The organism is Sneathiella chungangensis (genome assembly GCF_009882935.1).
In the GTDB taxonomy this organism is placed as follows: Bacteria; Pseudomonadota; Alphaproteobacteria; order Sneathiellales; family Sneathiellaceae; genus Sneathiella; species Sneathiella chungangensis.
On sequence record NZ_WTVA01000003.1, the window covers coordinates 431,317 to 456,594 of the forward strand.

Annotated in this window: 22 protein-coding genes; 15 read left to right on the forward strand and 7 right to left on the reverse strand. The window is 60.1% G+C overall.

The genetic code is table 11. From position 1 onward, the window contains the following. Nucleotides 1-120: 120 nt before the first annotated feature. Nucleotides 121-936 carry a mechanosensitive ion channel family protein gene (locus GQF03_RS09105; RefSeq protein WP_161338928.1) on the forward strand — a complete coding sequence of 272 codons (816 nt, stop codon included), beginning with the start codon at nucleotides 121-123 and terminating at the stop codon, nucleotides 934-936. 35 nt (nucleotides 937-971) lie between these two features. On the opposite strand, the gene GQF03_RS09110 is transcribed toward GQF03_RS09105, so the two are convergent. From GQF03_RS09110 to GQF03_RS09120, 3 genes are read right to left on the reverse strand one after another with little or no spacing between them, the layout of a single operon-like run. Then, nucleotides 972-1,412, reverse strand: a complete 441-nt coding sequence (locus GQF03_RS09110) for a potassium channel family protein (RefSeq protein WP_161338929.1) — start codon at nucleotides 1,410-1,412, stop codon at nucleotides 972-974. Between the two features lie 37 nt (nucleotides 1,413-1,449). Next, nucleotides 1,450-3,033, reverse strand: coding sequence for a GMC family oxidoreductase (locus GQF03_RS09115; RefSeq protein WP_161338930.1), 1,584 nt, complete (start codon nucleotides 3,031-3,033; stop codon nucleotides 1,450-1,452). A gap of 45 nt (nucleotides 3,034-3,078) precedes the next feature. Next, complete coding sequence (locus tag GQF03_RS09120; RefSeq protein ID WP_380744524.1) at nucleotides 3,079-3,954, reverse strand: NAD(P)-dependent oxidoreductase; 876 nt, start codon at nucleotides 3,952-3,954, stop codon at nucleotides 3,079-3,081. A gap of 140 nt (nucleotides 3,955-4,094) precedes the next feature. Here GQF03_RS09120 and GQF03_RS09125 point away from each other — a divergent pair, with 140 nt between their 5' ends. The 3 genes from GQF03_RS09125 to GQF03_RS09135 all read left to right on the forward strand — a co-directional run bounded on the left by GQF03_RS09125 (nucleotide 4,095) and on the right by GQF03_RS09135 (nucleotide 7,917). Next, complete coding sequence (locus tag GQF03_RS09125) at nucleotides 4,095-6,122, forward strand: molybdopterin-dependent oxidoreductase (RefSeq protein ID WP_161338932.1); 2,028 nt, start codon at nucleotides 4,095-4,097, stop codon at nucleotides 6,120-6,122. A gap of 6 nt (nucleotides 6,123-6,128) precedes the next feature. Next, nucleotides 6,129-6,578 carry a GFA family protein gene (locus tag GQF03_RS09130; protein WP_206376262.1) on the forward strand — a complete coding sequence of 150 codons (450 nt, stop codon included), beginning with the start codon at nucleotides 6,129-6,131 and terminating at the stop codon, nucleotides 6,576-6,578. A 64-nt stretch (nucleotides 6,579-6,642) separates the two neighbouring features. Then, nucleotides 6,643-7,917 (forward strand): glycerate kinase type-2 family protein, encoded by a 1,275-nt coding sequence (locus GQF03_RS09135; protein WP_161338933.1) that lies wholly within the window; start codon nucleotides 6,643-6,645, stop codon nucleotides 7,915-7,917. On the opposite strand, the gene GQF03_RS09140 is transcribed toward GQF03_RS09135, so the two are convergent. After that, nucleotides 7,918-8,493: a helix-turn-helix domain-containing protein gene (locus GQF03_RS09140; RefSeq protein WP_161338934.1), complete on the reverse strand. Its 576-nt coding sequence runs from the start codon at nucleotides 8,491-8,493 to the stop codon at nucleotides 7,918-7,920. A gap of 89 nt (nucleotides 8,494-8,582) precedes the next feature. Between GQF03_RS09140 and tdh the strand changes: the two genes are divergently transcribed. The 10 genes from tdh to GQF03_RS19030 all read left to right on the forward strand — a co-directional run bounded on the left by tdh (nucleotide 8,583) and on the right by GQF03_RS19030 (nucleotide 21,855). Then, nucleotides 8,583-9,641: an L-threonine 3-dehydrogenase gene (gene tdh, locus GQF03_RS09145; protein WP_161338935.1), complete on the forward strand. Its 1,059-nt coding sequence runs from the start codon at nucleotides 8,583-8,585 to the stop codon at nucleotides 9,639-9,641. Further along, a complete protein-coding gene (locus tag GQF03_RS09150) occupies nucleotides 9,638-10,831 on the forward strand; it encodes a glycine C-acetyltransferase (protein WP_161338936.1) in 1,194 nt (397 codons plus the stop codon). The genes tdh and GQF03_RS09150 overlap by 4 nt, the downstream gene beginning before the upstream one ends. Before the next feature lie 108 nt (nucleotides 10,832-10,939). Beyond that, nucleotides 10,940-12,607 carry a choline dehydrogenase gene (gene betA / locus GQF03_RS09155; protein ID WP_161338937.1) on the forward strand — a complete coding sequence of 556 codons (1,668 nt, stop codon included), beginning with the start codon at nucleotides 10,940-10,942 and terminating at the stop codon, nucleotides 12,605-12,607. 33 nt (nucleotides 12,608-12,640) lie between these two features. Beyond that, complete coding sequence (betB, locus tag GQF03_RS09160; RefSeq protein WP_161338938.1) at nucleotides 12,641-14,107, forward strand: betaine-aldehyde dehydrogenase; 1,467 nt, start codon at nucleotides 12,641-12,643, stop codon at nucleotides 14,105-14,107. 96 nt (nucleotides 14,108-14,203) lie between these two features. Continuing rightward, on the forward strand, nucleotides 14,204-15,106 hold the full coding sequence (locus GQF03_RS09165) for a DMT family transporter (RefSeq protein WP_161338939.1): 903 nt from the start codon (nucleotides 14,204-14,206) through the stop codon (nucleotides 15,104-15,106). A gap of 111 nt (nucleotides 15,107-15,217) precedes the next feature. Continuing rightward, on the forward strand, nucleotides 15,218-16,378 hold the full coding sequence (argE, locus tag GQF03_RS09170) for an acetylornithine deacetylase (RefSeq protein WP_206376261.1): 1,161 nt from the start codon (nucleotides 15,218-15,220) through the stop codon (nucleotides 16,376-16,378). A gap of 151 nt (nucleotides 16,379-16,529) precedes the next feature. Continuing rightward, on the forward strand, nucleotides 16,530-18,125 hold the full coding sequence (locus tag GQF03_RS09175) for an ABC transporter substrate-binding protein (protein WP_161338940.1): 1,596 nt from the start codon (nucleotides 16,530-16,532) through the stop codon (nucleotides 18,123-18,125). A gap of 70 nt (nucleotides 18,126-18,195) precedes the next feature. Further along, a complete protein-coding gene (locus GQF03_RS09180) occupies nucleotides 18,196-19,170 on the forward strand; it encodes an ABC transporter permease (protein WP_161338941.1) in 975 nt (324 codons plus the stop codon). 10 nt (nucleotides 19,171-19,180) lie between these two features. Beyond that, a complete protein-coding gene (locus GQF03_RS09185) occupies nucleotides 19,181-20,119 on the forward strand; it encodes an ABC transporter permease (protein ID WP_161338942.1) in 939 nt (312 codons plus the stop codon). Nucleotides 20,120-20,127: 8 nt separating this feature from the next. Continuing rightward, the gene (locus GQF03_RS19030) at nucleotides 20,128-21,855 is read left to right on the forward strand and encodes an ABC transporter ATP-binding protein (protein WP_161338943.1); all 1,728 of its coding nucleotides are present in this window, start codon (nucleotides 20,128-20,130) and stop codon (nucleotides 21,853-21,855) included. Nucleotides 21,856-21,914: 59 nt separating this feature from the next. Here the strand turns inward: GQF03_RS19030 and GQF03_RS09195 are convergent, their stop codons facing one another. The 3 genes from GQF03_RS09195 to GQF03_RS09205 form a co-directional block, all read right to left on the reverse strand. Next, a complete protein-coding gene (locus tag GQF03_RS09195) occupies nucleotides 21,915-22,127 on the reverse strand; it encodes a hypothetical protein (protein ID WP_161338944.1) in 213 nt (70 codons plus the stop codon). A gap of 186 nt (nucleotides 22,128-22,313) precedes the next feature. Next, the gene (locus GQF03_RS09200) at nucleotides 22,314-22,781 is read right to left on the reverse strand and encodes a GNAT family N-acetyltransferase (protein WP_161338945.1); all 468 of its coding nucleotides are present in this window, start codon (nucleotides 22,779-22,781) and stop codon (nucleotides 22,314-22,316) included. Then, complete coding sequence (locus tag GQF03_RS09205; RefSeq protein WP_161338946.1) at nucleotides 22,778-23,863, reverse strand: M14 family metallopeptidase; 1,086 nt, start codon at nucleotides 23,861-23,863, stop codon at nucleotides 22,778-22,780. The genes GQF03_RS09200 and GQF03_RS09205 overlap by 4 nt, the downstream gene beginning before the upstream one ends. Nucleotides 23,864-23,965: 102 nt before the next feature. Between GQF03_RS09205 and GQF03_RS09210 the strand changes: the two genes are divergently transcribed. Beyond that, complete coding sequence (locus GQF03_RS09210) at nucleotides 23,966-24,973, forward strand: glutathione S-transferase family protein (RefSeq protein ID WP_161338947.1); 1,008 nt, start codon at nucleotides 23,966-23,968, stop codon at nucleotides 24,971-24,973. The last annotated feature ends 305 nt before the right edge of the window (nucleotides 24,974-25,278 follow it).

A 25,278-nucleotide genomic window follows, 5' to 3' on the forward strand; every position in this document is an offset into this window, starting at 1 on the left:
CCGACCGGCGGTGCGGAAATAGCCCTTTTCATGGGGCGGCCAGTTTCCTAGTATGGCCGGACTTAACCATGTCGATATCCCGCGCATTACCGCCGGGAAATCGGAACCAAAGGGGTATTTATGGATTTACAACAAATAACGGACGAAATCGTCCTCATCGTCACGCAATACGGCCTCGATGTGATCGGCGCCCTGATCATCCTGATCGTCGGCTACATCATCTCGAAACGGGTGCCGAGCATCCTGATCCGCCTGATGGGCAAGCGCGGCATCGATCCGACGGTGAGCGGCTTCCTCGGCAGCCTGGCGCGGTTCGCGATCCTGGCGATCACCCTGCTGCTGGTGCTAGCGCAGTTCGGCGTGCAGACGGCCAGCCTGATCGCCGTTCTCGGCGCCGCCGGCCTGGCCATTGGTCTTGCGCTTCAGGGCACGCTCAGCAATGTCGCGGGCGGGGTGATGCTGCTGATCTTCCGGCCGATGAAGGTCGGGCAGTATGTCGAGGTGGCGGGCCATGGCGGCACGGTCAAGAGCATCAGCCTGTTCACCTCGGAACTGGCGACGCCGGATAATATCCAGATCATCATTCCCAATGGCTCGGTCTGGGGCAGCGCCATCCGCAATTTCAGCTTCCATCCGACGCGCCGCATGGACCTTGTGGTCGGCATTTCCTATGACGATGATATCGACAAGGCGCGGGGCATCATCGACCGGCTGATTCAGGCCGACGAGCGCTCGCTGAAGGAGCCGGCGCATGTGATCGAAGTGATCGAGCTTGCCGACAGTTCAGTCAATTTCACCGTCCGCGTCTGGTGTGAAAACGCCAATTACTTCCCGCTCAAATTCGCCCTTACCAAGGCGATCAAGCAGACGTTCGACAAGGAAGGGATTTCCATTCCCTATCCGCAGCGCGACGTGCATCTGATCAAGGAAGACTGACCGGCAGACCGCTCCGGGCGTTCCGGGGCGGTTTTCTACCCCTCGTAATGGCTCATCCCGTATTTCTTCCAGAAAAAGGTGCGGGCGCTGACCAGGAAGGCCGTGCTCCAGCCGAAGAGGATAATCCCGCTCACCGCCTGAAGCGAGGAGGTCAGGTTCCATCTGTCGCTGAGCACGACATCCCCGTAGCCGAGCGTCGTATAGGTCACGGTGGAGAAATAGATCGCCTCGCTCATCCCGCTGAGCTCGCCGCTCATATAATAGAAAAATCCCCAGATCCAGGCTTCGATCGTATGCGCCGCAAACAGGCCGATCACGATCACAACCATGATCGCCACATGGCCATATATCGGCAATCGCCGGTCCCATTTCGGGCCGATATTCTTCAACCGGCGGAGCAACAGCTCCAGGCAGATCGCATGATTGATCACGCAAAGGACGATCAGCACGGTCCCGACGAAAAGCTGGATGAACATGAGGCTTTCTCCTGTGACGCATTAATGACGGGTGAGTTTACCCTGCCGCCCGGATCATGTCCGCCGCTTTTTCGCCGATCATGATGGTCGGCGCGTTGGTGTTGCCGCCGATCACCGTCGGCATGATCGACGCATCGGCAATCCGGAGGCCCTCGATCCCGTGGACCTTCAGCGACGGATCGACCACCGCCAGCGGATCGGTGCCCATCTTGCAGGTGCCGACCGGGTGGTAGACCGTGTCGGCGCGGCTGCGGATCGCGTCGATGATCGCAGCATCTGAGGCCATGTCGACGGGATAGAGGGGCTTGCCGCGATAGGCATCGAAGGCGGGCGCGTCGAAAATCTTCTGCGTTATCTTGACGCCCCTGACCAGCGTATCGACATCCTCCTGCTCGGCCAGGAAGTTCGGATCGATGAGCGGCGGGGCGAGGGGGTCGGCGCTGTTGAGCTCGACATGGCCGCGGCTTTTCGGCCTGAGCACGCAGACATGGCAGCTATAGCCATGGCCGAGAAGGGTTTTGCGCGCATGATCATCGAGCGGGCCGATGACGAAATGAAGCTGGATATCCGGGCGTTCCAGCGACGGGTCGGTTTTCAGAAAGCCGCCGCGTTCGGCAATGGGGGAGGAGATCATGCCCGTGCGCCTCTTGCGCCATTCGAAAATACCGGCGATGAGATCCAGGCCGCCACCCAGGGAAATCCCCATGGTCTCGCGGGAGTTTGATTTATACGCCACTATATAGTCGATATGATCCTGCAGGTTTTGCCCAACCCCGGGCAGCTCATGCAGGACCTCTATGCCGTGCTTTTTTAATTCCATCGCCGGGCCGATGCCGGAAAGCATCAACAGCTGCGGGGAGGCAAAGGCGCCGCCCGCGAGGATCACCTCTTTTGCCGCCCTGACCTCCGCCGTCTTGCCGTCCTTCACATAGGTGATGCCGGTGGCCTTCCTGCCCTCCATCAGGATTTTACTCGCCTGCGCGCCGGTCATCACATGCAGATTGGGGCGCTTGAGGTTGGGCGTGAGATATCCCTTTGCCGCGCTCCATCGCTCGCCGTTCTTCTGCGTCACCTGATAGGCGCCGAGGCCTTCCTGAACCGGGCCGTTGAAATCCCGGTTCGTCGGCATCTGCACCTGCATCGCCGCATCCATGAAGACATCGCTGATCGGCATGTTGGCGCGCAGGTCCGCGACATTGAGCGGCCCGCCGGTGCCGTGATAGTCATCGGCGCCGCGCTCGTTATTCTCGGCCCGTTTGAAATAGGGGAGCACGTCTCTATAGGACCAGCCGGGATTGCCGAGCGCCGCCCAGTCGTCATAATCGCCGGGATGGCCGCGCACATAGAGCATGGCGTTGATCGAGCTCGACCCGCCGAGGGTTTTGCCGCGCGGCTGATATCCCTTGCGGCCCTTGAGGCCCGGCTGCGGTACGGTCTCGAATGCCCAGTTGTACATCTTGCGCGGCAGGATCGCGGCGACGCCGATCGGCGCATGGATCAGGATGCTCTTGTCCGGGCCGCCAGCCTCGAGCAGGCAGACCTGCGTCTTCGGGTCTTCCGTGAGGCGGCTGGCGACCACGGATCCGCCCGAGCCGCTTCCCACCACGATATAGTCATACATATTTCCGTCCCTCCCTGTTTATTTGCGGGTTTGGACCCGCGTTTTTTATTTCTCCTCCGCCAGGTTGCGGAGCTCGCTGATCACGGCGCGGGCGAATTCATTGATGCGCAGTTCCGGATAGTCCGCCGTCGCCTCAAGCAGTGAATTCACGTCCTTCTCCAGGATGCCGATGGTATTGACGATGGAATAGCCTTCCTTCGCCCAGGAGATTTTGCCGATATTATCGCCGAACCAGGTGGCGCCGGAGCTGGTCTTCGCAACCTCCAGCAGCGTATCGCGCGAAAAGCCGAGGGCGTCCGCCGCCTCCAGTACCTCGCGCACCGCGATTGTCGAGGTGGCCGCGAGCATATTGTTGAGCACCTTGCACATCATGCCCTGACCAAGCGGGCCGAGATGATTGATGTCGTTGCCCATGGCCTTGAAGGCTGGCATCAGCGGATCGATCGCCGCCCTATCGCCGCCCAGCATGAAGGTGAGCGTGCCCTGCACCGCGCGATAGGGCGCGCCGGACATCGGCGCATCGATCAGGGCCGTCTCGGCGGGTATCCGCGCGCGCAGTTCGGCGATCATCTTGGGCGAGAGGGTGGAACTGATGATCAGGGTCCGGGGCGGCGTATCGCCAGAGAAAAGCCCGTTGGCCCCGAAACAGAGGTCCTCGGTCTGGGGGAAATCGCGGACGACGGAGATCACCGCCGGTGAGCGGGCGGCGAGGGTGGCGGCGTCCGGCGTCATGCGGGGGGCGAAATCGCCGAATTCCGCCGCCGGCCGGATATCGTAACCGACGACGTCGAAGCCCGCCTTTACGAGACATCTCGCCATCGGCAATCCCATCGCGCCGCATCCCGCTACACCGATTGTTCCTGCCATGATACTCACTCCCCTGCTTTTTTGGACTATACCCCTTTGAAGGGCGCGCGTCATCCGTTTGTAAGGTGATCCCGCGCACGGTATGCCGATAAATTGGACCCGTCATGATGATCAAACTGGCTCTTTTTTCCGGACCAATTCTGCGGCATTATCAGGCTGACCATATTTTGCGTTTTTGCCACAAGGATGATGTGATGACCCAAGAACTTGCCAGCGTCTGCCCGTTTGACTGCCCCGATACCTGCAGCCTCACCGTCACGGTCGAGGCGGGCAAGGTCGCGAAGGTGCGCGGCTCCATGGCCAATCCGATTACCAACGGGGTCGTCTGCAACAAGGTCGCGCGCTATTACCCGGAATTCGTGCATGGCAAGAACCGCCTGACCCATCCGTTGAAACGGGTTGGCCCCAAGGGCGGGGAGGAATTCGAGCGGATCACCTGGGACGAGGCGCTTGATATCATCCATGAGCGCATGTCCGCGATCATCGCCGAGCATGGACCGCAGGCGATCATGCCCTATAACTATGCCGGGCCGCATGGCCTGCTGGCGATGGGATCGATGGATATGCGGTTTTTCCATCGTCTCGGCGCGACGCTTCTGTTCCGCCGGGCACTCTGCGGCGGCGTCAAATCGGAAGCCTTCCGGGGAACCTTCGGCCTTGCCGGCGCGATGCAGCCCGAGCAGGTCGAGGCGGCGAAGCTGATCGTCGTCTGGGGCAACAATGTCACCTACTGCAACCTTCATCTCTCGCCGATCATCAAGCGGGCGAAGGCACGGGGGGCGAAGCTGGTCGTCATCGATCCCAAGCGCATCAAGATCGCCGAGCAGGCGGATATGTATCTCGCGGTGCGCCCGGGCATGGATATCATCCTTGCTTTTGCGATCGCGGTGGAGCTGGAGCGCATCGGCGCCTTCGACCCCGCCTTCATCGATGAGCATGTGTTGGGCGCAGAAGAATTCATGGCGGAGGCGCGCAAATACACGATTGAGGAATCGTCTGAGCTTTGCGGCGTATCCGTCGATGAAATCAGGGCTTTTGCACAGCTTTACAAGGACGGTAATCCGGCGGCGATCTCGGTCGGCAACGGGATCGAGCGCAACCGCAACGGCGGCAATGGCATCCGCGCCATTTTCGCGCTGCCGGCGCTCGCCGGAAAATTCGGCGTGCGCGGCGGCGGCATCGTCGGCGGGTCTGGCAACCTGTTCCCCAAGACCATCGCCAAATTGCAGCGCCCGGACCTGCTGCCCGAAGGGACCCGCACGCTCAACATCATCGATATCGGCCGCCATCTGGTCGAGCAGGACCTCGATATCCCCTTGAAGGGCCTGTTTATCTATAACCATAACCCGGTCGTTGTCGCGCCGGACCAGAATGTCACCAAGGCGGGGCTGGCGCGCGAGGATATTTTCTCCGTCGGCTGCGATATCGCTATGACCGACAGCATGAAATATTGCGACGTCATCCTGCCCGCGGCGACCCATTTCGAACATGAGGATATCTTCTGCGCCTATGGCCAGCCTTATTTGCAGCGGGCGGAACCGGTGATTGATCCGGTTGGGGAATCGCTCCCCAACACCGAGATTTTCCGGCGGCTCGCGGCGCGTTTCGGCTTTAACGAGGATATTTTCAAGGCGACCGACAAGGAGCTGATCGACGATGCCATCGATAATGAGGATCCGCGCCTGAAAGGCTATCGCCCAAGCGAAATTCCCGTCGGCACCGCGCTCTCCATGGAACGTGGCGGCGAGGAAACCATCCTTTTCAAGAATGCGATGCCGGCAACGCCGAGCGGCAGGATCGAGCTGAAATCAAGTTATCTCCGCGAAACGTTCGGCCAGGAAATCCCGGTCTATCATCCGGTGGAGACAACCTATCCCTTCGCGCTTGTCACGCCCTCTTCGAACAAGATGATCACCTCGACCTTCGGCGGGGTGAAGGCGAATGACGACACGCCCGAGCTTGAAATGCATCCCGAGGATGCGACGGCGCGCGGCTTTACCGACGGCATGCGGGTGAAGGTATATAATGACCTTGGCGAGGTGTTCCTGCCGCTGAAAATCAGTGACAATGTCCGCCCCGGCGTGCTCTATTCGCCGAAAGGCTCCTGGTTCAGGACGACACCCAACAACCAGACCGTCTCGGCGCTCGCCCCGACCTTCAAGGCGGACCTGTCCGAAGGGGCCTGCTTCAACGACTGCAAGGTTGAGGTTGTCGCGGCCTGAGACGATGTGAAGGACGAAGTATCGATGGAAACCAAGAAACTCCGGGCCAGCGGCGGCTGTCTTTGCGGCGGAATCCGCTTCGAGATTTACCAGCCGCTCCGCCCCGTCGTCGTCTGCCATTGCAAGCAGTGCCGGCAGACGGCGGGCTATCTGAACGGCTTTACCGTTTGCCTCCCGGAAAATCTGATCCTCACGCGGGAGGAGACGCTGACCTGGTATGAAAGCTCCGCCGAGGCCAAGCGCGGTTTCTGCAACAAATGCGGATCCAGTATTTTCTGGACCTACAAGGCGGGCGGCAATATGGGGATCGCGCCGGGATCGCTCGATGAGCCGACGAACCTCAGGACCGCCATGCATATCTATACCGAGTTTGCCGGCGATTATTATGAGCTGAACGACGATCTTCCTAAGCGCCCCGGCCAGCGTCATGACGACGATATTCTGGAGCCCGGATGAATAAATTCTGGCCATGCCCGCCCGCCTTCCGCTAAACAGGTGAGGCATCCGGTCGGGAGGGACGATGGATCAGGACAGCCAGGACTTTCTGAAACGCCTGTTTGACGCGGCGGTCGCCGCCGCCGATCCGCTCGTGACGCTCAAAGCCCATCTTCCCAAACCGCCGAAAGGCCGGACCATCGTGATCGGCGCCGGAAAGGCCGCCGCCTCCATGGCCAAGGCGGTGGAGGCGAACTGGCCCGGCCCGCTTGAAGGTCTCGTCATCACCCGTTACGGCCATGGCCTGCCGCTAGAAAAAATAAAGGTGGTGGAGGCGGGGCATCCAGTCCCTGACCGTCAGGGGCAGGAAGCAGCGACCGAGATTCTCCGCCTGCTGGAAGGTCTCAGCGAAGAAGATCTGGTGCTCTGCCTGATTTCGGGCGGCGGCTCGTCCCTGCTCGCCAAACCCGGGGAGGGGATCACGCTCGCGGAGAAGAAAGCCCTGACGCAGGCCCTGCTGGCCTCCGGGGCGAATATCACCGAGATGAACACTCTCAGGAAGCATCTCTCCGCCATCAAGGGCGGGCGGCTCGCCGTTGCGGCCTATCCCGCGAAGATCGTCACCCTGATGATTTCCGATGTGCCGGGGGATGATCCGGCGGTGATCGCGTCCGGCCCGACGGTGCCCGATCCGACGACTTCCGCCGATGCCCGCGCCGTCCTCGAAAAATACCGGATCGATATCCCGCCCTCCCTCGACGCCTTTCTCGAGAGCGCGGCGCCCCAAACACCGCCCGCCTCGCATCCCGCCTTCGCCAGGGCGGAGACGATCATGATCGCGACGCCGCAGGCCTCGCTCGAAGCGGCGGCGGCGCTTGCGGCCTCAGAAGGAATCACGCCGGTCATCCTCGGCGACAGTATCGAGGGGGAGGCAAGGGATGTGGCCGCCGTCATGGCCGCCATCGCGCGTCAGGTAAAACTCCATGACCAGCCGGCGGCAAAACCCTGCGTGCTCCTCTCCGGCGGCGAGACGACGGTGACGGTCAAAAGCGATCAGGGAAAACCGGGACGGGGCGGGCGCAACTGCGAATTCCTGCTCGCCCTCGCGCTGCATCTGGGCGGCCTGTCGAAAATTCACGCCATCGCCTGCGATACCGACGGGATCGACGGGACGGAGGATAACGCCGGCGCCATCATCACGCCCGATATTCTGAAACAGGCGGCGGCGATGAAACTGGATGCAAAATCCTGTCTTGCCCGCCATGACAGCTACAGCCTGTTCGCGGCGCTTGACTGTCTCGTCAGGACCGGCCCGACAAGAACCAATGTGAATGATTTCCGGGCGATCCTGATCCTGTAGCTAAATCTGCTTGCCCATCAGCACGACGAGGAGGGCGCGCGCCTCTTCCGCGCCGGTATTCGCAATCTCATGCGGCTGGTCGGCGGCATAGCGGGCCGTCTCGCCGGGGCGCACCACCTCCGTCTCGATCCCCGCCTGCACCGTCAGTTCCCCGGCAAAAACCGTGAGATGCTCCGTCGTCCGGGCGGTATGCGGATTAGAGGTCATCTTGCCGCCCGGCTTGATCGTGACATCATACCATTCCATATCATTAACAAGGCTCGCCGGTCCCAGCACCTTCAGGCTGTACTGGCCCTTCGCATCGTTGAGGACGGGAATCGACGCGCCGCTGATGACGGTGAGGCTGTGGGTCGGGTCATCGCCGCGCACGATATCGTCGATGGTGACGCCAAGCGCCTCGGCCAGCCGCCAGACGGTGGCCAGGGTCGGGTTGGTCTCGTTCCGCTCGATCTGCGAGAGCATCGACTTCGACACGCCGCAGACGGCGGCCAGCTGATCCAGGGTGAGATGCTTCTCTTTGCGCAGGCGGTTGACGGTGGCGCCCACGGCCGGGGGATTATTTAATGGTTCTGACATTTTTCCGATTGACAGGAAATAAATCCAATATATTTTACGAAGTACAGTATAACGGATTTTAATCCAATTGCTAGAGAAATAGGTGTCCCATGTTCACAATAGCCAAAACCGAAGCCGCCCGCGGCATCTGGTCCGCGTTCAAAGAACCCTTAAGCGAACCGGCGCGCGGCATGGTCATGGTGGACGTGATTGCCGCCGGCATTTGCGGCACCGACTATCACATCTATAGCTGGGATGCCTGGTCGGCGGGGCGGATCAAGACGCCGATGACCATCGGCCATGAATTCGTCGGGCGCATCTCGGCGATTGGGGAGGGCGTCACCGGCTATTCGATCGGCGACCGGGTTTCCGCCGAATGTCATATCGCCTGCGGGGAATGCCATTTCTGCCGCACGGGCAATGCCCATATCTGCGAGAAAACGAGCATTCTCGGCGTCGATCGCCCCGGCGCCTTCGCCGAGCAGGTGGAAGTGCCCGCGAGCAATCTCTGGCGCGTGCCGGACGCGATCCCTGACAAACATGCCGCCGTCTTCGATCCGGTCGGCAACGCCATGCATATGGTCGCGACCGCGAAGGTGACGGCGAAGAATGTTCTTATTGTCGGCGGCGGCCCTATCGGTCTTTTTGCCGCGGCCATCGCCAAGGCGCATGGCGCGCGCACCGTTGCGCTGCAGGAGCCGAACCAGGCCCGCGCCGCGATCGCCAAAAGCCTCGATCTCGATCTCGTCGTCAACCCGCGCGATCCCGGCGCATCCGAGGAAATTCTCGCGCTCACCGGCGGCCATGGCCCGGAAGTCGTACTGGAGGTGAGCGGCAACGGCAAGGCGCTCAATGCGGCGCTCGATATCGCCGCGCCGGGCGCGACATTTGCGCTTCTGGGCATTCCCGCCGGACTGGTCGAGCTCGACCTCGGTGCCAAGGTGGTGATGAAGGGGGTCAGCCTGATCGGCATCACCGGGCGGCGGATGTATGAGACCTGGTATCAGGTCGAGGCCTTCATGCTGAAAAATCCCGATCTCATGGACAAGGTGATTACCCATGTCTTGCCCGCGACGGACTTCGCCCATGGTTTCGAGTTGATGGACGAGGGGGCCTGCGGCAAGATCGTCCTTGATTTCGCAGATGTGAACCAAAGGTTGCCGATATGACCAACAAATTACTCCAACGGCTGACGGACGAGCTGTTCGCGGCGGACCAGGCGGGCACCTACAAGCGCCTCAAGGTGATCGAGAGCCCGATCAGCGACCGCATCAAACTCAAAGGCGACGGCGAGGTGACGCTGCTCTCCTCCAACGACTATCTCGGCTTCGCCAATCACCCCGAAGTCGTCGAGGCGGCGCGCGCGGCGCTGCTGCACTATGGCGCGAGCACGGCCTCGGTGCGCTTCATCTGCGGCACGCAGGATGTGCATCAGACCCTGGAAGCCGATCTCGCCCGTTTTCACGGGACCGAGGCGGCGCTCACCTATTCCTCCTGCTGGGCGGTGAATACGGGGCTGTTCGCGGCAATCTGCGGGACGGGGGATGTGATCCTCTCCGATGAGCTTAATCACGCGAGCCTGATCGACGGCATTCGCGCGACGGCGAAGGATGTTGTGCGCGGTGTTTATAAGCATAGCGATATGGCGGATCTGGAAGCGAAACTTAAGGCGCATGTGGACGCGCCGTCGCGGCTGATCGTCACCGACGGGGTGTTCTCCATGGAAGGGGATATCGCGCCGCTCGATAAGATCGTTGCGCTTGCGGAAAAATATGACGCGCTGATCGTTCTTGATGATTCCCATGGGCTCGGGGTGATGGGGGCGACCGGTCACGGCACGGCGGAGCATTTCGGCGTCATGGACAAGATCGATATCTTCACCGGCACCCTCGGCAAGGCGCTGGGCGCGGGCACGGGCGGTTTCGTTGCGGGACCGAAGGCGGTCACGGAAACTTTGATCCAGAAATCGCGCCCGCATCTCTTCTCCAACGCGCTGCCGGCCAGTGTCGCGGCGGCGGGCAGCAAGTCGCTGGAGCTTCTGGAACATCATCCCGAACGGGTCGAGGCTCTGCAGGCGAAGGCGGCGAATTTCCGCGCGCGCCTGAAAGAGCTGGGTTTGAGCCCGCTTGATGGCGACAGCGCCGTCGTGCCGGTCATCGTCGGCGAGACGGCCACCGCCATCCGCCTCGCGGGCGAGCTTTTGGACAAGGGCATCTTCGTCACCGGTTTCGGCTTCCCCGTTGTGCCCGAGGGCGAGGCGCGGCTGCGTTTCCAGGTCTCCCACGCCCATAGCGAGGAGGAGCTAGAGACCGCCGCGCTGGCGCTGCGCGACTGTCTCAACGCTGCATCCGCCGCCTGAAATCAATGGCGAACTTGTATTAATCGGCGTCGCCCTTTAAACAGGGAGGGGAACGGGAGCCATTTATACTGGCTCCCTTACTTTTGCAAATGACGAAACCGGGCGGTGATGGCGGGACAACAGGCGTATGACTATGTGATCATCGGCGCGGGCTCTGCCGGAGCCGTGCTGGCGAACCGCCTGAGCGAGCATCCGGAAGTGTCCGTCCTCCTGCTGGAGGCGGGCGGGCGCGGCCCCTGGTGGGACTGGCGCATCCATATGCCGTCGGCCCTGAGCTACCCCATGCATTCGCCCAAACTCGCCTGGCAATATTACACCGAACCGCAGGAACATCTGAACGGCCGGAAAATCTACTGGCCGCGCGGCAAGGTGCTGGGCGGTTCCTCCGCCATTAACGGCATGTGCTATGTGCGCGGCAATGCGCTCGATTACGACGGCTGGGCGGCGGATCCGGGGCTAGCGGACTGGTCCTATGCCGATTGCCTGCCCTATTTCCAAAAGGCCGAGACCTATGATCGCGGGGCGGATGATTATCGCGGCGGCGACGGCCCGCTCCATGTCTCCGTCGGGCGCTGCGACAACCCGCTCTATCACGCCTGGATGGAGGCGGGGCAACAGGCGGGCTATCCCTTCACCGAGGATATGAACGGGTTCCAGCAGGAAGGTGTCGGTCGCATGGACATGACCGTGCATCAGGGCAAACGCTGGAGTACGGCGCTCGCCTATCTGATGCCCGCAATGGACCGTAAAAACCTGACCATCCTGACCGGCGCCAGCACCCGCCGCATCCTGTTTGAGAACTCAACGGCAACCGGCGTTGAATACAGCCGTGGCGGTATCCTCCACAAAGTGACCGCGGTGCGCGAGGTGATCTCGGCCGCAGGCGCGATCAATTCGCCGCATCTGCTGATGATCTCCGGCATCGGCCCGGCGGATGAGCTTAAAAAGCATGACCTGCCCGTCGTTGCCGACCTGCCCGGCGTCGGGCAGAATATGCAGGACCATCTGGAGCTTTATGTGCAACAGGAATGCACGCAACCGATCACGCTCTACAAGGTGATGTCGCCGCTCGCCAAACTGAAGGTCGGGCTGGAATGGATGCTGTTCAAAAAGGGCCTCGGCGCGACCAATCATTTCGAGGCGGGCGGCTTTATCCGCAGCGAGCCCGGCATCGAATATCCGAATTTGCAATATCACTTCCTACCCATGGCCGTGCGCTATGATGGCGGCAACCCGACGGATCGGCACGGCTATCAGGCCCATGTCGGGCCGATGCGCTCGACCAGCCGGGGATATATGACGCTCCGGAGCGGGAATATCGAGGAGGCGCCAATCCTCCAGCCGAACTACTGCGAGACGGAGCAGGACCGCCGCGAACTGCGCGACGGGGTGAAGCTGACGCGGGAGATATTTGCGCAGGCCGGTTTCGATCCCTATCGCGGGGCGGAGCTGGCGCCGGGGCCAGAGGTCAAGACCGATGCCGAGATCGACGCCTTTGTCCGCGAAACCGTCGAGACAGCCTATCACCCGAGCTGCACCTGCAAGATGGGCAGCGACGAGAAGGCCGTCGTCAATGGCGCGGGGAAGGTGCATGGCATCGAGAATTTGCGCGTGGTGGACAGCTCCATCATGCCGCATATCACCAGCGGGAATCTGAATGCGCCAACCATCATGATGGCGGAGAAACTGGCGGATAAAATCAAGGGCGTCGCGCCGCTTCCCAAAAGCAGCGCCCCTGTCTATCGGGCGGCAAATTGGCAGACCAGCCAGCGGTAACGGAAAATGCCGGCCCAGATATAAGGAATTGGAATGAGCAGACCGAAAAAACTATCACTCTATATCGACGGCAAGCCTGCCAAGGCGATTTCCGGCAAAAGCTTCACAAATTACAACCCGGCGACGGGCGCGAAGCTGTCCGAGGTGGAGCAGGCGGGCCGCCGTGATATCGAAAAGGCGGTGCAGGCGGCCCGGCGGGGATTTCAGGAATGGTCCGCCCTGCCGGGGATCGAGCGCGGACGGGTTCTCAAGAAAGCGGCGGCAATCCTGCGCGAACGCCGGATGGAACTCGCCGAGATCGAGGTCAAGGATACCGGCAAGCCGATCGCCGAGGCGCCCGAGGCCGATATCGACAGCGGCGCCGATGCGCTGGAATTCTTCGGCGGGCTCGCCGCCGATATCAAGGGGGAGCATCACGATCTCGGCCCCGGCGCCTTCGCCTATTCACGGCGTGAACCGCTCGGCATTTGCGCCGGGATCGGGGCCTGGAACTATCCGCTGCAGATCGCCTGCTGGAAAACCGCGCCGGCGCTCGCCGCCGGGAACGCGATGATCTTCAAACCGTCCGAACTCACACCGACCAACGCGGTGAAGCTCGCCGAGATATTGACCGAGGCGGGGCTGCCGAAGGGGGTCTTCAACGTCGTCCATGGCATGGGGGAGACGGGCCATTACATCGCCAGCCATCCGGATATCGACAAGATTTCCTTCACCGGCTCCGTGCCGACGGGGCGCAAGGTGCTCGCCGATGCGGCGGGATCGGTCAAGAAAGTGACCATGGAACTTGGCGGCAAATCGCCGCTCATCGTGTTCGAGGACAGCCAGATCCATAACGCCGTCTCGGCGGCGATGAACGCGAATTTCTATACACAGGGGGAAATCTGCTCGAACGGGACGCGGGTCTATGTGCATGAGGATATCCATGACGCCTTCGTCTCCATCCTGAAAAGCCGGACCGAGGCCATGGTGATCGGCGATCCGATGGACCCGGCGACCCATGTCGGCTCCCTGATCAGCGGCGATCATCTGGAAAAGGTCATGGAATATGTCCGCCTCGGGATCGAGGAGGGGGCGCATCTCGTCTCGGGCGGCGAGAAGGTCACCGTCAAGGGCTGCGAGAAGGGGCATTTCATCTCGCCCGCCATCTTCACCGCCTGCCAGGACGACATGCGTATCTGCCGCGAGGAAATTTTCGGCCCCGTCATGTCGATCATGACCTTCCGCGACGAGGATGAGGTCGTGGCGCGCGCCAATGATACGGAATTCGGCCTCGCCGCCGGGGTGTTCACGCAGAATCTGGCCCGCGCCCATCGGGTCGTGGCAAGATTGCGGGCCGGAACCTGCTGGATCAACAACTATAACCTGACGCCCGTGGGCGTGCCCTTCGGCGGCTACAAGCAGTCGGGGATCGGGCGCGAAAATGCGGCCGTGGCGCTCGATCATTTTACGCAGCTGAAGTCCGTCTATGTCGAGCTCGGCGACGTCGAGAGCAGCTACTAGCGCCTTTTGGCATGGCTGCCATTCGCGCGGCGGCGATTGACAGGACCGGCAGGCCGGGTAAAAAGGGAATTCCTTCAGTCGTTTGAGCAGTCCCCTATGGAAGCCTGGATTCCCATCACCATCTTCGCGGCCTTCTTTCAGAATGTCCGCACGGCCCTACAGAAATCCCTCAAGGGCCGGCTCAGCACGGGCGGGGCGACCTATGTGCGCTTTCTCTATGGTGCGCCGTTTGCGCTTCTTTATATTCTCGGGATCGCCCAGTTCACGGACCTGCCCATACCGGCGCCGACCGGGACCTTTGCCATGTTCGCCGCCATCGGCGGGCTGACGCAGATCCTCGCGACCGGGCTGCTCGTCGCGCTATTCAGCCTGAAGAACTTCGCCGTCGGCACCACCTATTCGAAGACCGAGACGGTGCAGGCCGCGGTTTTCGGCATCGTCATCCTCGGCGAGCATGTGGGCATGGGTGCGACCCTCGCCATCGCCATCAGTTTCATTGGTATCTTGCTGATTTCCATGTCCTCAAGTGCCTTTACCTTCCGTGATTTCTTCTCGGGCTGGACCAGCAAGGCGGCGGGCTATGGCCTTCTGTCCGGCGCGCTGTTTGGTGTTTCCGCCGTGTCCTACCGTGCGGCGGCGCTTGACCTCGGCGGGGAGGGGGCCATGGCGCAGGCGGCCTTCACGCTTGTCTGCGTGCTCTTCTTCCAGACCATCGTCATGAGCATCTACCTGCCGATCCGCGAGCCCGGCCAGTTGACGGCGGTGCTGAAAAACTGGCGCGTCGCGGTTCTTGTCGGGCTGACCGGGATGCTGGGCTCCGTCGGCTGGTTCACCGCGATGACCCTGCAGAACGCCGCCTATGTCCGCGCGCTGGGCCAGGTCGAGCTGGTGTTCACCTTCATCGCCTCCTATTTCTTCTTCAAGGAGAAGACAAACCGGATCGAGGCGGCGGGCATTCTCCTCATTGTTTTCGGCATCCTGCTTTTGTTGTTAGACTGATCGAAGAAAAAGTTACAATTTTTTGAAAAATTGACGGTTTCGCACTTTTTTTCTGTAAAATCATCGGCTATGCTCCATTTGCGTTGATATCAAACAATTGCGAGGTGGCCGTTGGGAACGCATTATTCCAGCCGTGAAATGATCGACAAGCTGATCGGTTTCGATACTGTCTCGCGCAATTCCAACATGGAACTGATCGATTTCGTTGCCGACTATCTCGAAAGTCACGGCATCAGTTCCACCCGCGTATTCAACGACGACAAGACAAAAGCCAATCTCTATGCGACGGTCGGCCCGATGATCGAGGGCGGCATCGTCCTCTCCGGCCATACAGACGTCGTCCCGGTCGAGGGGCAGCCCTGGTCCACCGATCCCTTCACCGTCGTCGAGAAGGACGGTCGCCTCTACGGGCGCGGCACGTCCGATATGAAAAGCTTTTCGGCCATCGCCCTTTCGAAGGTGCCGGAGATGATCGAGAAGGGACTGTCCTCGCCGATCCATTTCGCCCTGTCCTATGACGAGGAAGTCGGCTGCATCGGCGCCCCCCGCATGATCGAGCAGATTGCCGCCAACCTGCCGCGGCCGCGCGCCGTCATCGTCGGGGAGCCGACCATGATGGATATCGTCTCCGCGCATAAGGGGATCCTCACGCTGGTCACCACGGTGACGGGGCGGGAGGCCCATTCCAGCCTGGTCGAGGATGGGGTGAGCGCCGTCATGGTGGGCGCGAAATTGATCAGCTATATCACCGACATGATGGCGGAGAACAAGGCGCGGAGCGACGCCGACTGCCCGTTCTCCCCGCCCTATACGACGCTGACCTGTGGGGTTGTGAATGGCGGCACGGCGGGCAATATCATCGCCCGCGAATGCTCCTTCATGTGGGATATCCGGCATATTCCGGAAGATGACCCGATGATGTTCGTCAACCGTTTCATCGCCCATTGCGACGAAGAGGTGCTGCCGGGCCTTCGCAAAATCGCGCCGGAGGCGAGCATTGTTACCGAAATCCGCTCGAACGTCCCGGCGCTCAATCCCGAGGACAGCGGTGAGGCGGAGATGCTGGTCCGCTCGCTTACCGGCAAGAACACGGCAAGCGCGGTTTCCTACGCGGCCGAGGCCGGACAGTTCCAGCAGGCGGGGTTCTCGACCGTTCTCTGCGGTCCGGGCTCCATCGGCGTCGCCCACCAGCCCAATGAATATATCGACATTGCCCAGGTCAAGGCGGCTGAGGAATTCATGTCAAAACTGATCGACAGGCTCAGCCAATGAGGCAAATTGAATGCAATGGACAGGGATTGGACTATTCGCTAATCTCTTTGCCAGCATCCGTGAAGAAAAACAACAAATGCACGGTGAATAAGCGCCCGCGTACTGGGTGGTAATTTAGAACAATAGAGTAATCAAACCAAAGGGAGTTAACATGAAACTTAGGACAGGACTCTTTGCAGCAGTCGCGGTCGCCGCCCTTGCGGTAGCGGCCCCGGTGCAGGCGAAAACCTTTAAATTCGCGTTTCAGGGGGACTTGAGTTCTCTCGATCCGCATTCACTGAATGAATCCTTCCTGCTGGGCACGCTCGGCAATGTCTATGAAGGCCTCGTTCTCTATGATGATCAGATGAATGTCGTCCCGGGCCTCGCCGTTTCCTGGAAGACGCTGACGCCGACGACATGGGAATTCAAGCTCCGTCAGGGCGTCAAGTTCCATGGCGGCCAGGATTTCACCGCCGATGACGTGATCTTCTCCTGGCAGCGCGCCGGCTCGGAAGGTTCCGACCAGAAAGTCCGCGGCGCGGCGATCAGCAAGATCACCAAGGTCGATGATTACACCATCATCGCCGAAACCCCGGCACCGAACCCGATCCTCGTGCGCGATCTCGCCTTCCTCTACATCATGGACAAGGAATGGTCGGAAGAGCATGGCTCGACCAATGCGACCAGCGCCACCGGTGACGACAAGGGCAACTACGCCAACCTCAATGCCAACGGCACCGGCCCCTTCATGGTGGAAAGCCATCAGGCGGACATCAAGACCGTCATGAAGCGTAATGAGGGATACTGGAACAAGGACATTCCGACGAATGTGACGGAAGTGATCTTCACGCCAATCAAGGAAGCCCCGACCCGCGTTGCGGCCCTGATTTCCGGTGAAGTGGATCTCGTCTATCCGGTTCCGGTTCAGGACTGGGAACGTCTCGATGCGGCGAAGGGCGTGAAGGCTCTGGCCGGTCCGGAAGCCCGCACGATCTTCCTCGGCATGGACCAGATGCGCGATGAGCTTCTCTATTCCAACGTCAAGGGCAAGAACCCGTTCAAGGACCAGCGCGTCCGCGCGGCCTTCGCCCATGCCATCAATCTGGACGCCATCAAGGAAAAAGTGATGCGCGGAGCGGCAACGCCGACCGGCGAGATGGTGGCTCCGCAGATCAACGGCTTTGTTCCGGAGCTCAACACGCCCTACAGCTTCGATCCGGAAATGTCCAAGAAGCTGCTGGCCGAAGCCGGATATCCGGATGGCTTTGAAGTGACCATGGACTGCCCGAACAACCGCTATGTCAATGACGAGAAGATCTGTCAGGCGGTTACCTCGATGCTGGCGAAAGTTGGCGTGAAGGTCGATCTGCTGGCCCAGCCGAAGTCGAAATATTTCGGCAAGGTGCTGGAAACCGGTGGCTATGATACGAGCTTCTACCTGCTTGGCTGGACTCCCGGCACGATGGACGCGGAAAATGCTCTTTCCTCGCTGATCGTCTGTCAGAACAAGGAAACCAAGCGCGGCCTGTTCAACCTCGGCAACTACTGCAATGCGAAGGTTGACGAACTGACCGCCGCCATCGGCAGCGAGACCGATCAGGACAAGCGTAATGCGATGATCGAGGAAGCCTTCACGATCCTTAAGGACGAAGTTGGCTACCTGCCGATCCATCAGCAGCCGCTCTCCTGGGGTGTCAGCGATGGCGTGACCGTCAACCAGCGTGCGGATAACGCGCTCGACTACCGTTACGTCGTCGTTCACTAAATCCAGAGTCAGAGGGCCCGCTCAACCGAGCGGGCCTTCACTTTTTCTCCGTTCCCACGGTGATAAATAAATGATTTCCTTTATATTCAAGCGATTGCTGCAATCCATTGTCGTCATGTTGGCAGTCGCGTTGATCGCGTTCTCGATGTTCCGCTTTATCGGCGATCCCATCAATAACATGGTGGGGCAGGACACGACACAGGAGGAGCGCGAAGCGCTTGCCGAACGGCTCGGCCTCAACGATCCCTTCTTCGTGCAGTTCGGGCGCTTTGCGCTGCATGCCGCCGAAGGCGATTTCGGCATCTCCTATAAATATCGCGAGCCGGTCAGCACGCTGATCAAGGCGCGGCTGTCGGCGACGCTGGAACTTTCCTTCGTGGCCGCGGTGCTGACGCTGGTGGTCGGTATCCCGCTCGGCGTCTATACGGCGCTCAAGGGCAAGGGGCTGATCTCCAAGGGGATCATGACGTTATCCCTTGTCGGGGTGTCGCTGCCGACCTTCCTGATCGGTATTCTCCTTATTCTCCTGTTCGGCGTCATCTTGCGATGGCTACCCACCTTCGGGCGCGGAGATGTGGTGGCGATCGGCTGGTGGACGACGGGATTCCTGACCGCCTCGGGCATCAAATCCCTGATCCTTCCCTCGATCACGCTGGCGCTGTTCCAGATGACCCTGATCATGCGGCTGGTGCGCGCCGAAATGCTGGAGGTTCTCCGGACCGACTTTATCAAATTCGCCCGCGCGCGCGGCCTGCCGGACCGGTCGGTGCATTTCAAGCATGCGCTGAAAAACACGCTGGTGCCGGTGATTACCGTGACGGGGCTTCAGCTCGGCGCGCTGATCGCCTTCGCCATCATTACCGAAAGCGTGTTTCAATGGCCGGGCATGGGGCTTCTCTTTATCCAGGCGGTGTCCGATGTGGATATTCCCATCATGGCGGCCTATCTGGTGCTGATCGCCTTCTTCTTCGTCGTCATCAATATGATTGTCGATATCCTTTATTTCACCGTTGATCCGCGCCTGCGCGCAGACAGCGCGGCGTGAGGGACGGGCAATGACGGAAAATATTCAGCAAATCGAAAAATCCCGGCTGGAACGCATTTTCAGCAGCGATATCTGGTACAGCTTTTCCAGAAATCCGGTTGCGATCCTGTCGTTTATTGTCACGGTCGGGATGATCCTCGCGGCCATTTTCGCGCCGTTGATCGCGCCCCATGATCCGTTCAATCTCGCCGCCATCGACATCATGGACGCGAGCCTGCCACCGGCCTGGCAATCCTTCGGCGATCCGAAGTTCCTGCTCGGCACCGATGACCAGGGACGGGATATCCTCTCAACCATTCTTTACGGCGCGCGGATCTCGCTGATGGTCGGCTTTTCCTCGGTCATCTTCTCGATGGTCGTCGGCATCGCCCTCGGGCTGATCAGCGGCTATGTCGGTGGCCGGACCGATGCCTTCATCATGCGCATTGCCGATATCCAGCTCTCCTTTCCCGCCATCCTCATCGCGCTGCTGATCGATGGCGTTGCGCGCGGAATTGTCCCCAAGGAACTGCATGCGGATATCTCCATCTATGTGCTGATATTCGCCATTGGCGTCTCCGGCTGGGTGCAGTATGCGCGGACGGTGCGCGGCTCCACCCTGGTGGAGAAGAACAAGGAATATGTGCAGGCCGCCCGGGTGATCGGCATTCGCCCGGCGACGATCCTGCGCCGTCATATCCTGCCCAATGTAATGGGGCCGGTGATGGTGATCGCCACCATTCATCTCGCCATCGCGATCATTACCGAGGCGACGCTGTCCTTCCTCGGCGTGGGCGTGCCGCCGACGACGCCGTCGCTCGGCACCCTGATCCGTATCGGCAATGAATATCTGTTCTCCGGCGACTGGTGGATCACGATCTTCCCGGGCATCACCCTGGTGGTGCTGGTGCTCGCCGTCAATCTGCTGGGCGACTGGATGCGCGACGCCCTGAACCCGAAGCTGCGCTAGGGATGGCCATGGACTTACTGAATATCAACAACCTGCGGATCGAATTCCCGAGCCGGCACGGCACGGTCATTGCCGTTGATGACGTAACCCTGACGGTGCAGCCGGGCGAGGTGCTGGGCGTCGTCGGGGAGAGTGGCGCGGGCAAATCGACCATCGGCAATGCGGTCATCGGCCTCCTCGAGCCGCCGGGAGAAATGACGGGCGGGCATGTCCTGCTGAAATCCGAGCAGATCGATACCTTGAGCCCGGAAGCCAAGCGCAAGATCCGCGGCCGCCGTATCGGCATGATCTTCCAGGATCCGCTCACCTCTCTCGATCCGCTGCAAACGATCGAGCAGCAGCTTGTCGAGACCATCGACCTGCATCTCAAGCTCGGCGAGAAGAAATCGCAGGAACGCGCGGTCGATCTGTTGCGCCAGGTCGGCATTCCCGACCCTGAAAACCGCATCAAGAACTATCCGCACCAGTTTTCGGGCGGCATGCGCCAGCGTGTGGTGATCGCGCTCGCCCTCTGCGCGGAGCCGGAGGTCATCATCGCCGACGAGCCGACGACGGCACTCGACGTCTCGATCCAGGCGCAGATCCTCGAGCTCATGCGCCGCCTGTGCAAGGACAAGAAGGTCGGCATGCTGATCATTACCCATGACATGGGCGTGATCGCCGATATCACCGACCGCGTGGCGGTGATGTATCACGGCAAGCTGGTGGAGGAGGGGACGACCGCCAAGATCCTCGGCAATCCCGACCATCCCTATACCCAGAGCCTGATCAGCGCCGTGCCGCGCCCCGATGTCCGCCTCAAACGCTTTCCGATGGTCAATTATATCGAGGCAGAGAGCGAGCGGCCGAAGAATATCGATCTGTCGACCCACTGGCTCGGCCGCCATCGCGATTTCGAGGCGGTCGACGGCCCGCTCCTCAGCCTCAAGAATCTCGTCATGACCTTCGTGACCCGGCCGGCCTTTCTCAAGCGCAACCGGGTTTCCTTCAATGCGGTCGATGACGTCTCCTTCGATATTGCGGAGGGCGAGGTTTTCGGCCTCGTCGGCGAGAGCGGCAGCGGCAAATCCACCGTCGCGCGGATGATCTGCAGTCTCTACAAGCCGGCCGCGGGCGAGGTGAATTTCGCCGGCACGGACCTCACCAAGATCAAGTCGGAGACCGAGCGGGACTATTTCCGCCGCCAGATGCAGATGATCTTCCAGGACCCGTTCTCCTCGCTCAACGGGCGGATGCGGGTGATGGACATCATCGCCGAGCCGATCCGCTTTCACAAGCTCGCAACCTCCAACCGCGAGGTCGAGCAGATCGTCAATGACCTGCTTGATCATGTGGGCCTCGGCGCCCGCGCGTCGGTCCGCTTCCCGCATGAATTTTCCGGCGGGCAGCGGCAGCGGATTTCGATCGCCCGGGCGCTTGCGACGCGGCCGCGCTTCCTCATCTGCGATGAGCCGACCTCGGCGCTCGATGTCTCGATCCAGGCGCAGATCCTCAATCTCCTCAAGGATTTGCAGGAGGAACTCGGCCTCACCATGCTGTTCATCAGCCATGACCTGCCGGTGATCCGCCAGATGTGCGACCGGGTCGGGGTGATGAAGCAGGGCAAGCTTGTGGAAGTATCGGCGACGGAGGACCTGTTCGAGCGTCCGACGGCCGCCTATACGCGCGAGCTTCTCGATTTGATGCCGCGCCTCGACCAGCTCTCCCACGAAGGGCTGGAGGTCGTCGAGAGATAAGTTCAACTATTTTACACGAAATGGGGGATAATATTTAACCGTTAATTACCACTTATAGTTTACGGACTAATTTCATTTCCACACTGACATTTCAAAACGGTTTTTGCTCGAAAATTATCCTCTTTTATTACTATAATCCCTTCGGGTAACGCGTCAAATCTGAAACCTGGATGCCGCATAAATGGATAATCATTTTCAGAAGCTTCTGCTTCACCTTCATTTCCGCATGAATTACAAGTTATATTAATTGTGAATCTATCTCTTGCAGCCATAAATAAACTCCATTTATTCAAGAAACAAATTTATTTGAAAGATAGGAAAGGTAGTGTCGGCGCATTACCTTACTTGCCCAATTTTCTATGATATTGGTGATATTTTATAGTTGGTAGATTTAATGAAATAATTCAATAGCCATCTTGGTGCTACGGTCGAAAATATGTCGTCCCTAAATATGAACGCTAAAGCCGCAATGTCATAAAATAGCTGGCCGGATCGTCGGTATAATCGGCGAACGGCGCGCATGGGGTGAAGCCGTGCCGGGCATAAAAACTCCGCGCCGCCTGAAATCCCGGCTGCGATCCGGTTTCGAGGTAAAGCGCGTCATAGCCACGCCCCCGTGCCGTCGAGATGGCCATGGCCAGCAACGCCGCGGCGACGCCCTTGCCGCGATGCGCCTCGGCGGTATGCATCGACTTGATCTCACCGGTCTTCGGATCGAGTTCCTTGAGGGCGCCGCAGCCGAGAAGCTCTCCGTCCTGCTCCGCCCGCCAGAAGGTAATGTTCGCCGCGCGCAGACCGTCAAGATCGAGGGCATGAACGCTTTCCGGCGGCGAGAGGGAGCGCATGAGGGCGAGATGCGCCTGCAGCAGCGCAATGATTTCCACCGATCGCAGATCGTCCGTCCGGACCCGCAGCGCCGCCGTCATTTTGCCTTTTCGAGCCCGTCAAGAGCCATGCCGACAACGCTCGTCCCGCGCTCCCAGATCATGTTCTTCCAGTCGTCCGCATCGCAATAGAAGGCGTCGCGGACCTGCTTCTTGATGGCCTTGCCCTGCTCGGAGTCGACATCGCCCTTCAGATACAGCCAGTTATCGGCGCGCAGCGCATTCAGCACCTCAAGCACCGGAATGGTGCCATATTCGATGGCGACGCAGGTATGGCTCGCCTTCGGTGCGCTCTCGCAGACGCCGACATCGATGGTGCCGCGGACAATGGCGGAGGTGGAGGTACCGGCCTCCGGCGAGGTGACATCCTCGCCATACCAGGTCTTGGCGCGTGGCAGGCCCGCCGGATTGCCGACATAGATCAGCTCCCCATGGCCGTAGGGGCCAAGGCCGGTATGGAAATCGAGCAGGGCGAGATGCCGGGCATCGCCCGCATGTGTCTTCACCACCGCGCGCAGGGTCTTGTTGGTCCAGGACGGCTCGAATCCGCCGAAGAACAGCCCGTCGGCATGGACATGCTGGCCGCCGGTCACCGCCGCCTGGAAGGTCGGCAGGCCCTTCTTCGCGATATAATCCTGGATGGCCGCATCGGCCGCCGCGCGCGCCGGGCCGTCCCAGTCATCGGGAATGAGATAGGGGTGAACCTCGCTATATTCTGCGTTTTCGGGCAGGCCCGCCGCGAAATCGAGGAAATTGCGGTTGAGATCAATATTATCCTCATTGACCCGGCGGACATGGGAAAAGCCATAGGGGTTGATGGCATGGATCAAGACGACGGCGGTATCGTCGGGCAGCGCGTTGAACATATCGTTCTTCAGCATACCGACCTGCACGCCGGAGCCGCAGAAACCTTCGCCGCCATGGGTCGCGGAAGAGATGAACAGCACCTTGGAGGCGCCGGCCGGTCCGATCCGCGCCACGTCCATGTAGAGATCCTCGCCCTCGGCGCCTTTCGCCCGGTCATTCAGATAGTTATCGACCTTGAGGCCGCGCTCGCGGCAGGCCTCGAGGAATTTGGTGCGGGCCTCGGAGTAGGTGGCGGAGAAAAATCCCGGTATATTCATGTCTGTCGCTTTCCTTTTTGTCGTTACAGAGTTTATAACAGAGACAGCCGGATTCGCGAATAATTTTGCGCCCGCATGGGGGAATAAAAGAAGGAAAAAACAATGTCGGATCAACAATATGTCATCTTCGGTTCGGAGTTTTCGCCCTTCTCCGTCAAGGTCCGCTCCTATTTCCGCTACAAGCAGATTCCCCATGAATGGCGGCCGCGCACCCTCGACAACCAGGCGGAATTCCAGAAACATGCCAAGCTGCCCCTGATCCCGCTGATTCTGGGGCCGAGCGGCAAGGTCTGGCAGGATTCAACGCCGATCATCGAGACCTTCGAAAAAACCTATCCCGCGCCGGCCCTGCAGCCGGACGATCCGGCGCTCGCCTATCTGTCCTGCCTGATCGAGGATTATGCGGATGAATGGGTGAACAAGCCGATGTTCCATTACCGCTGGTGGCGGCCGGAGGATCAGGAGGCGGTGGCCAGCGGCATCGCCCGGGCATCGATGCCGAACGGCGAACGGGAGGCCATCGATCAGCTCTCCGACACCATCCGCAAGCGCATGGTACCGCGCCTGCGCTTCGTCGGCTCGAGCGAGCAGACAAAACCGGTGATCGAGGCGTCGTTCGACAACCTGCTGGCGCTGCTGGATGCCCATCTCGCGGGACGGCGCTATCTGTTCGGCGGCCGCCCGGCGCTCGCCGATTTCGGACTGTTCGGACAGCTCTATTGCTGCCTGCAGCAGCCGACGACAGAGAAGATCATCCGCCAGCAATATGCGCGCATCACCGACTGGATCGACCGGATGCTGATGCCGGAGGACGGCGGCGTGTTCGAGGACTGGACGGCGCTCGCGCCGACGCTGGAGCCGCTGCTGAAGACGGAGATCGGCGCGATCTACCTGCCCTGGAGCGAGGCCAATGAACAGGCGGTGAGGGCCGGGCGGGAGGATTTCTCGATGACGCTCAGGGACCAGGAATTCTCGCAGCAGATATCGAAATATGCGGCAAAATCCCTCCAGGTTCTGCGCAGCCGGCTTGAAAAAACGACGGAGCGTCAAGAACTTGAGGGAATACTGCAACGCTGCGGCTGTTTGCAACCTTTGGTATTCACCTCCTGAACCGGTATTTTTCGGCAATTTCACAATTTTGCCGGATTCTGCCGCTAACCTCTTGCCCTTCAGCAGGATTGATTGTCATAAAAAAACAGGGAATGGGAAGGCCCGGCCGGATAATTCCTTTCCGGTTAAATCGATAAAATTCTATATAAAATAATATATTGTAATTCTTTTATCATCCAATATATGAATTTTACGATATGAAATATCTAACTATTGACCTTAATCAAACTAGTAAACTATAAAATATCGGTATATTATTGTTTTGTGACACCGATTGAAGAAGAGACGGGGAAGATTTGTGGCGC

What these genes read in the sequence shown, in the direction of transcription:
- GQF03_RS09105 (WP_161338928.1), top strand. Translation starts at nt 121, where the DNA reads ATGGATTTACAACAAATAACGGACGAAATCGTCCTCATCGTCACGCAA.
- GQF03_RS09110 (WP_161338929.1), bottom strand. Translation starts at nt 1,412, where the DNA reads ATGTTCATCCAGCTTTTCGTCGGGACCGTGCTGATCGTCCTTTGCGTG.
- GQF03_RS09115 (WP_161338930.1), bottom strand. Translation starts at nt 3,033, where the DNA reads ATGTATGACTATATCGTGGTGGGAAGCGGCTCGGGCGGATCCGTGGTC.
- GQF03_RS09120 (WP_380744524.1), bottom strand. Translation starts at nt 3,954, where the DNA reads ATGACGCGCGCCCTTCAAAGGGGTATAGTCCAAAAAAGCAGGGGAGTG.
- GQF03_RS09125 (WP_161338932.1), top strand. Translation starts at nt 4,095, where the DNA reads ATGACCCAAGAACTTGCCAGCGTCTGCCCGTTTGACTGCCCCGATACC.
- GQF03_RS09135 (WP_161338933.1), top strand. Translation starts at nt 6,643, where the DNA reads ATGGATCAGGACAGCCAGGACTTTCTGAAACGCCTGTTTGACGCGGCG.
- GQF03_RS09140 (WP_161338934.1), bottom strand. Translation starts at nt 8,493, where the DNA reads ATGTCAGAACCATTAAATAATCCCCCGGCCGTGGGCGCCACCGTCAAC.
- tdh (WP_161338935.1), top strand. Translation starts at nt 8,583, where the DNA reads ATGTTCACAATAGCCAAAACCGAAGCCGCCCGCGGCATCTGGTCCGCG.
- GQF03_RS09150 (WP_161338936.1), top strand. Translation starts at nt 9,638, where the DNA reads ATGACCAACAAATTACTCCAACGGCTGACGGACGAGCTGTTCGCGGCG.
- betA (WP_161338937.1), top strand. Translation starts at nt 10,940, where the DNA reads ATGGCGGGACAACAGGCGTATGACTATGTGATCATCGGCGCGGGCTCT.
- betB (WP_161338938.1), top strand. Translation starts at nt 12,641, where the DNA reads ATGAGCAGACCGAAAAAACTATCACTCTATATCGACGGCAAGCCTGCC.
- GQF03_RS09165 (WP_161338939.1), top strand. Translation starts at nt 14,204, where the DNA reads ATGGAAGCCTGGATTCCCATCACCATCTTCGCGGCCTTCTTTCAGAAT.
- GQF03_RS09175 (WP_161338940.1), top strand. Translation starts at nt 16,530, where the DNA reads ATGAAACTTAGGACAGGACTCTTTGCAGCAGTCGCGGTCGCCGCCCTT.
- GQF03_RS09180 (WP_161338941.1), top strand. Translation starts at nt 18,196, where the DNA reads ATGATTTCCTTTATATTCAAGCGATTGCTGCAATCCATTGTCGTCATG.
- GQF03_RS09185 (WP_161338942.1), top strand. Translation starts at nt 19,181, where the DNA reads ATGACGGAAAATATTCAGCAAATCGAAAAATCCCGGCTGGAACGCATT.
- GQF03_RS19030 (WP_161338943.1), top strand. Translation starts at nt 20,128, where the DNA reads ATGGACTTACTGAATATCAACAACCTGCGGATCGAATTCCCGAGCCGG.
- GQF03_RS09195 (WP_161338944.1), bottom strand. Translation starts at nt 22,127, where the DNA reads ATGGCTGCAAGAGATAGATTCACAATTAATATAACTTGTAATTCATGC.
- GQF03_RS09200 (WP_161338945.1), bottom strand. Translation starts at nt 22,781, where the DNA reads ATGACGGCGGCGCTGCGGGTCCGGACGGACGATCTGCGATCGGTGGAA.
- GQF03_RS09205 (WP_161338946.1), bottom strand. Translation starts at nt 23,863, where the DNA reads ATGAATATACCGGGATTTTTCTCCGCCACCTACTCCGAGGCCCGCACC.
- GQF03_RS09210 (WP_161338947.1), top strand. Translation starts at nt 23,966, where the DNA reads ATGTCGGATCAACAATATGTCATCTTCGGTTCGGAGTTTTCGCCCTTC.